This is a genomic window from Streptomyces sp. NPDC043878, assembly GCF_056435735.1.
Window position 1 is genome coordinate 299,652 of record NZ_JBWKDW010000003.1, and the last position, 7,142, is coordinate 306,793.

Consider the following 7,142-nt stretch of genomic DNA (forward strand, 5'->3'; position numbering starts at 1 on the left):
TCTCCCTCTTCACTCCCCCTCTACCCCCCCCCCCCCCCCCCCCCCCCCCCCCCCCCCCCCCCCCCCCCCCCCCCCCCCCCCCCCCCCCCCCCGGGTCCACCGGGGCGGTGCCGAACGAGCGGGTGAGCTGGCCGAGGCCGTGGGTGATCAGCTCGTCCCAGTCGTAGGCGGCGGTCATCTCGCTCTGCAGGGGGGCGACGCCCTCGCCGTCCGTGGCGGCGCCCACCCACACGCCGTAGAGCTGGGCGGTCTTCTCCTCCAGGGTCATCCGGGAGAGGAGGTCGTCGACGCGGGCGGCGGCGGGCCGGGCGGGGTCACGCCAGGGGGCGGTGGTCATGAAACTCCTGTCAGGGTGGAGAGCCCTCACGAACGCTTCCTGCGAATGTTTCGTTGGAGAAACCGAATGTTTTGGGAACCTAGGGCGGCGGGGAGGGTTCGTCAAGAGGTGCCGCAGGGATACGATCGCCGCCATGACACCTCCGGAGCCCGCTGAAACCCGGACGACGACCGGGGCGACAGGACGGGCCGCGCAGACCGCGACGCTCGCCGAGATCGCCCGCGAGGCCGGCGTGTCGGCGCCGACAGTTTCGAAGGTCCTCAACGGCCGCGCCGACGTCGCCCCCGGGACCCGCAGCCGCGTCGAGGAGCTGCTGCGGGTCCACGGCTACCGGCGCCGGCGTGCCGAGTCGAGCCGTTCCCCGCTGATCGACCTGGTCTTCCACGAGCTGGAGAGCGCGTGGGCGATGGAGGTCATCCGGGGCGTCGAGAACGTGGCCCGGGGCGCCGGTCTGAGCGTCGTGCTGAGCGAGAGCGCGGGACGGCTCACCCCCGGCCGGACCTGGGCCGACCAGGTCGCCGCCCGCCGCCCGCACGGCGTGATCCTGGTCCTGTCGGGGCTCGACGAGTCCCAGCGCGCCCTGCTGCACAGCCGGTCCATCCCGTTCGTGGTGATGGACCCGGCCGGCGACCCGGGTGCCGACGTGCCCTCGATCGGCGCGACCAACTGGCAGGGCGGGCTCGCCGCCACCCGGCATCTGGTCGAGCTGGGGCACACCAGGATCGGCGCGATCAGCGGACCGTCCCGGATCATGTGCAGCCGCGCCCGCGTCGACGGCTACCGGGCCGCGCTGGAGACGGCCGGCCTGCCGGTCGACCCGCGGCTGATCGCGGCCGGCGACTTCCACCACGAGGCCGGCTACCGGCGCGGCCTCGAACTGCTGCGCCGCCCGGACCGGCCCACCGCCGTGTTCGCCGGCAACGACCTCCAGGCGCTCGGACTGTACGAGGCCGCCCGCGAACTGGGCCTGCGCATCCCGGAGGACCTGAGCGTGGTCGGGTTCGACGACCTGCCGGTGGCCCGCTGGGTCGGCCCGCCCCTGACGACCGTACGGCAGCCGCTGACCGAGATGGCCGAGGCGGCCGCGAAGCTGGTGCTCGACCTCGGGCGGCAGGACGGGGCCCCGGCGACGGCCACCCGGGTGGAGCTGGCGACCAGTCTGGTGGTGCGCAGCAGCACGGGGGCGCCGCCGGCGCGGTAAGGGGCCGTGGGTCGTCGCGGAGCGCACACCTGACAACTCTCGAAGCGATTCGGTCGTACGGTCGAAACTTTCGGCGAGTCGCCGACCGTCGGGGCGGCGGGCTGAGGCGGTCCTGAGAACGTGAGATTTTCCGAAGAAAGCCGGTCCTGGCCGCTCTCGCTAACAGTCTCCTAATAATTCGGACCTATGTTCCTCTCGTGACCGGAGACGAAGCGAGCGGCGACGCGGGCAGACGGACGGCCCGGCGGGCGAGAGTCCTGAAGATCGCCGGCCTCGCCCTGGCGGGCGCCCTGGTGCTGGGCGCCGGGGCGGCGGGCTGGGCCTACTGGCACCTCAACAGCAACATCAAGAGCGTCGACATCGACAGCGCCCTCGGCGACGACCGCCCGGCGAAGGCCGTGACCACCCCCTCGCCCTCCGGTTCCGCGTCCCCGCTGCCCACCGAGGCCCTGAACATCCTGGTGCTGGGCTCGGACTCGCGCAGCGGCAAGGCGAACCAGGCCCTCGGCGGCGGCGACAGCACCGGCGCCCGCTCCGACACCGCGATGGTCGTCCACCTCGACGCCGGCCGGACCACCGCCACCGTCGTCAGCATCCCGCGCGACACGCTCGTCACCCGCCCGTCCTGCCCGCTGCCGTCCGGCGGGACCTCGTCCGTCGCCTACGGCTCCATGTTCAACAGCGCCTACTCGCTGGGCGGTCCGGTGTGCGCGGTCAAGACGGTCGAGGCGATCACCGACGTCCGCATGGACCACTACGTCGAGATCGACTTCTCGGGCTTCGCGAAGCTGGTGAACGCCCTCGGCGGCGTCACCGTCACCACCGACGAGGACATCGACGACGACGACAGCCACCTGCACCTCAAGGCCGGCACCCACACCCTCGACGGCACCCGGGCACTGGCCCTGGCCCGCACCCGGCACGGCATAGGCGACGGCAGCGACCTGGGCCGCATAGGACTCCAGCAGAAGCTGGTGAAGGCCCTGCTGGAACAGATCTCCTCGACGAACCTCCTGTCGGACCCGACCAGGCTGTACGCGGTCGCCGACGCGGTGACCGGCAGCCTGACCACGGACACCGGTCTCGACTCCCTCAGCGAACTGATGCGCCTGGGCCAGAGCCTGAAGGGCCTGTCGGCGGACGAGGTCACCACCGTGACGATGCCGGTGGTGCAGGCGCCCTCGGACCCCAACCGGGTGGTCGCCGACGAACCCGAGGCGAGCGACCTGTGGAAGTCGCTGCGCTGACGGTGCGCGGGACGTCGCCGCGCTGACCCTGCGCCGGGAGTCGCCGCGCTGACCCTGCGCCGGGAGTCGCCGCGCTGACCGCGCGCCGGGAGTCGCCGCGCCCGGCGGCGCGCCCGGCGCCGCGCCCGCACCGACGCCGGGAGGGGCTCGGAAGAAACTCCGGCGAATGTCGGCCCGGGTGTCGATCCGGGTGTCTCCCGTTCGACGCAGGGGTGAGAGGCCGGAAGGAACCGGCCGCACAGGACACCAGGAGCCACCATGCCGCGCTATCTCTCCATGATCCGTATCGACGAGTCGGCCGCCCCAGCCGAGGGCCCCAGCGACGCCCTGATGCAGCGGATGGGTGAACTGATCGAGGAGATGACGAAGGCGGGGGTCCTGCTCGACACCGCCGGTCTCACCCCCTCCGCCCAGGGCACCCGGGTGCACTACGAGGGCGGACAGCTGTCCGTCACCGACGGGCCCTTCACCGAGTCCAAGGAGGTCGTCGGCGGGTACGCCCTCGTCCAGGCCAAGGACATGGCCGAGGCGATCGAGTGGACGAAGCGGTTCCTGAAGGTGCACGAGGAGCACTGGACGGTGACCTGTGAGGTGCGGGAGGTCATGGAGGGCTGAGCCCTCCTTGGTCCGGGGCCGCCGGGGGTGTTGCATGGAGGGCTGTGACCCCACAGCCCTCCGCAGACCTGCCCCCCGAAGCCACCACGGACACGACGGACACGACGGACACCACGGCGGCCCGCACCGGGGCGGGGCCCCGCGGCACAGGTGACGCCCGCGACTCCGCCGACGCCCGTCGCACCGTGGAGACCGTCTTCCGTATCGAGTCGCCGCGCATCATCGCCGGCGTCGCCCGGATCGTCCGGGACGTCGGTATCGCGGAGGAACTCGCGCAGGACGCGCTGGTGGCCGCACTGGAGCAGTGGCCGAGGGACGGGGTGCCGGACAACCCGGGCGCCTGGCTCACGGCCGCCGCCCGGCACCGCGCGGTCGACCTCGTCCGGCGCCGGGAGAACTACGCGCGCAAGCTGCAGGAGATCGGCCGCCTGGAGACCACGGCGCCGCCCGAGGAGCCCGCCGATCCCGACGACATCGACGACGACCTGCTCCGGCTCGTCTTCACCGCCTGCCACCCCGTGCTGTCCCCGGAGGCGCGCGGCGCGCTCACCCTGCGCCTGCTGGGCGGTCTGACGACGACCGAGATCGCCCGCGCGTTCCTGGTCCCGGAGGCGACGGTGGCCCAGCGGATCGTGCGCGCGAAGCGGACCCTGGCGACGCGGAACGTGGCGTTCGAGGTGCCCTACGGGCCCGACCGCGAGGCGCGTCTCGGGTCCGTCCTGGACGTCATCTACCTGATCTTCAACGAGGGTTACGCGGCGACGGCCGGAGACGACTGGCTGCGGCCCTCGCTCTGCGAGGACGCCCTGCGGCTGGCCCGGGTGCTCGCCGGACTGATGCCGAAGGAGGCGGAGGTGCACGGCCTGGTCTCGCTCCTGGAGTTCCAGACCTCCCGGTCCGCCGCCCGCACCGGCCCCGGCGGCGAGCCCGTCCTGCTCAGGGACCAGAACCGGCGCCGCTGGAACCGCATGCTCATCGGCCGCGGCATCACCGCCCTCGACCGCGCCACCGCCGCCGCGACGGGCGCCCCGGGCCCGTACGCCCTCCAGGCCGCCATCGCCGCCTGCCACGCCCTCGCGTACTCCTACGAGGACACCGACTGGCCGAGGATCGCCACCCTCTACGCCCTGCTCGCGGCCCGCGGCCCGTCCCCGGTGGTCGAGCTCAACCGCGCCGTCGCCGTGTCGATGGCGCACGGACCCGCCCCGGCGCTGGAGATCGTCGACGCCCTCACGGCCGAACCCGCCCTGCGTGACTACCACTTGCTGCCGAGCGTGCGGGGCGACCTGCTGGCCCGGCTCGGGCGCGGGAGCGAGGCCCGCGAGGAGTTCGTCCGGGCGGCGGGTCTCGCGCGCAACGAACGGGAGCGGGAGTTGCTGCTGGCCCGGGCGGAGGAGTGCCGTCCATAACCCGCGATCGGTCATCTGTTCACTCGTAACTCTGTTCCCATGAAGCCTCGTTGGGCACTACAGTGACCCGGCCGCTGTGGTACGGCTGTGGGGTCGACGGGGGGAAGTGCCGACCCGGCCCGCGCGCGGCACTTCCGAGGTCACGTCACGTGATCCAGCGATTCACTGATCCTGGGGGGATCGAGTTTTGAGACTCTTCACGCGCCGCCGTGCCGCGGCGCTCGCGACCGCGGCGGTGCTCGCCGCGGTCGGCACCCTGGCCACCGCTCCGGGTGCCCTCGCCGACGACGCCGGGTCCTGGCCCGGCACCGAGGGCAGGATCCTCGTCGACGGCGGCACCCTGATCGACCCGGCGACCGGCAGGGCCACCGACATCCCGAACGCGGGCGGTGACCACGCAGCCTGGGCGCCGGACGGCAGCCGGCTGATCACCAGCGCGGGCCAGATCCGCAGCTTCCGTCCCGGCGGCTCCTCGAAGATCACCCTGCCCTGGGCCGAGGGCGTGCGCGCCAGTGCCGCGTACGAGGACCTGGCCTACGGCTGGCAGGGCCGGTACGTCGTGTTCTCCACCGCGGGCCAGCTCGTCTACGGTCCCTCGGACGGCTCCTGGGCGGCCCGGCCGCTGCTCACCGACACCCTGGAACCCGACACGGTCTGCGACACCCACCCGACCGTCAGCCCGTCGGGACTGGTCGCCTTCCAGCGCAACGTCCACTACGGCTGCTACGACAACGCCGGCGTGTACGTCTACGACGCGACGACCAAGAAGGTCAAGCGGGTCCTGGCCGACGCCGAGCAGCCGGACTGGTCGCCCGACGGCACCAGGCTGTCCTTCGTCCGCAAGGACACCGACGGCGACTACCAGGTGTTCACGGCGAACGCCGACGGCACCGGCGTCAAGCAGCTGACCTCGGGCCCGCGTTGGTACGCCAACCCGTCCTGGTCGCCGACCGGCACCCGGATCGTCTTCGACGCCCACACCGGGTCGGGCAGCGGCGACGTGCACACCATCGAGTACGCCGACGTGGCCACCGGCGAGCTGACCAAGGTCGCGGACACCCAGGGGCAGTTCTTCAGCGACAACCCCAGCTGGCAGCCGCTGCGCAAGAACAGCGCCGCCCGGGTCTGGGGCGCCGACAGCTACGCCACCGACATCGCCTCCTCCCGCTGGAGCTGGAACACGCTCGGGCACAGCGAGCCCGGCCTGCTGAACGCCAAGTCCGCGGTGCTGGTCGACCGGGACGACGCGGCGTACTCGCTGACCGCGCCCGCACTGGCCGGCAAGAAGCGGGGCCCGGTGCTGATGACCCCGGGGACGGGCCTGTCCACGGCGGTGAAGAACGAGCTGAAGCGCATGCTCAAGAAGGGCGCGAACGTCTACCTCGTGGGCGGCACGTCCATCGTCTCCACCCATGTCTCCACGCAGCTGCGGACCCTCGGCTACGTGCCCAAGCGGCTGTCCGGCACGGACCGCTACGCGACCTCCGTCGCGGTGGCCAAGTCCGTGAGCACCAGCCCCAAGTACGTGTTCCTGGCCAGCGGCACCGACTACAAGGCGGCCCTGCCGGCCGCCGCCGCGGCGGGCGCCGAGGGGACCGGCAGCACGGGCGGCCTGGTCCTCACCAACGGCAAGAAGCTGACGGCGTCGGTGAAGTCGTACCTCAACGGCCTCAACCCGGCCAAGACCATGGTCATCCCGGTCGGTTCCGAGGCGAAGTACGCGCTGACGCACACGTCGTTCTCCCGGTGGCCGTCGACGTACTACTACTACCCGATCACCGCGAGCACCGACGCGGGCCTCGCGGTGGCCGTCGCCAGGTTCTGGTGGACGACGCCGAGCCAGGCGACCCTCGCGTACACCGGCTCCTGGCGTGACGCCGTCTCCGCGGGCTCGGCGATGAACATCTACGGGCCCATCCTGTGGACCTCGCGGCCCGCTCTGTCGAGCGAGGTCAAGAGCTACCTGCTGCGCGAGTCCGCGGGCACCCAGGCCGTGATCGCGTTCGGCCCCACCGCCTCGGTCACCACGAGCGCGCTGAACGCGGCCGGCGCCTCGATCAGCGCGAGTTCCGGCCAGGTCGTCTACCGGCCGTACTACAACGGCGTGCCGGCGACGAGCGCGCAGGCGCTGTCCTCGCGCGCGGACGCCGGCGCCGGTCCGGCGGCCGCGGCCAGGCCCGGCCCGGTGACCGCCGAGCCGCACCTGGGTTCCCTCAGGACGGCCCACCGCCAGTAGCGGACGCCGCCGCGGGGGGGGGGGGGGGGGGGGGGGGGGGGGGGGGGGGGGGGGGGGGGGGGGGGGGGGGGGGGGGGGGGGGCGGGGGGGGGGGAGC

The 7,142-nt window shown here is 73.1% G+C and carries 5 protein-coding genes and 1 pseudogene; 5 read left to right on the top strand and 1 reads right to left on the bottom strand.

All coding sequences use genetic code 11. The features are described 5' to 3' along the window. A pseudogene (locus AC07AZ_RS07190) lies at positions 1-337 on the bottom strand (hypothetical protein); the annotation flags it as partial. 133 nt (positions 338-470) lie between these two features. On the opposite strand from AC07AZ_RS07190, the gene AC07AZ_RS07195 reads away from it, so the two are divergent. The 5 genes from AC07AZ_RS07195 (at position 471) to AC07AZ_RS07215 (ending at position 7,045) form a co-directional block, all read left to right on the top strand. Beyond that, positions 471-1,538, top strand: a complete 1,068-nt coding sequence (locus tag AC07AZ_RS07195; protein WP_478844638.1) for a LacI family DNA-binding transcriptional regulator — start codon at positions 471-473, stop codon at positions 1,536-1,538. Positions 1,539-1,735: 197 nt separating this feature from the next. Beyond that, entirely contained in the window at positions 1,736-2,785 is a 1,050-nt protein-coding gene (locus AC07AZ_RS07200) for an LCP family protein (protein ID WP_478844640.1), read from the top strand. 258 nt (positions 2,786-3,043) lie between these two features. Beyond that, positions 3,044-3,400, top strand: coding sequence for a YciI family protein (locus AC07AZ_RS07205; protein ID WP_356046646.1), 357 nt, complete (start codon positions 3,044-3,046; stop codon positions 3,398-3,400). A 44-nt stretch (positions 3,401-3,444) separates the two neighbouring features. Further along, entirely contained in the window at positions 3,445-4,809 is a 1,365-nt protein-coding gene (locus AC07AZ_RS07210) for an RNA polymerase sigma factor (protein WP_478844643.1), read from the top strand. 187 nt (positions 4,810-4,996) lie between these two features. Beyond that, positions 4,997-7,045 carry a cell wall-binding repeat-containing protein gene (locus AC07AZ_RS07215; protein ID WP_478844645.1) on the top strand — a complete coding sequence of 683 codons (2,049 nt, stop codon included), beginning with the start codon at positions 4,997-4,999 and terminating at the stop codon, positions 7,043-7,045. Positions 7,046-7,142: the final 97 nt, after the last annotated feature.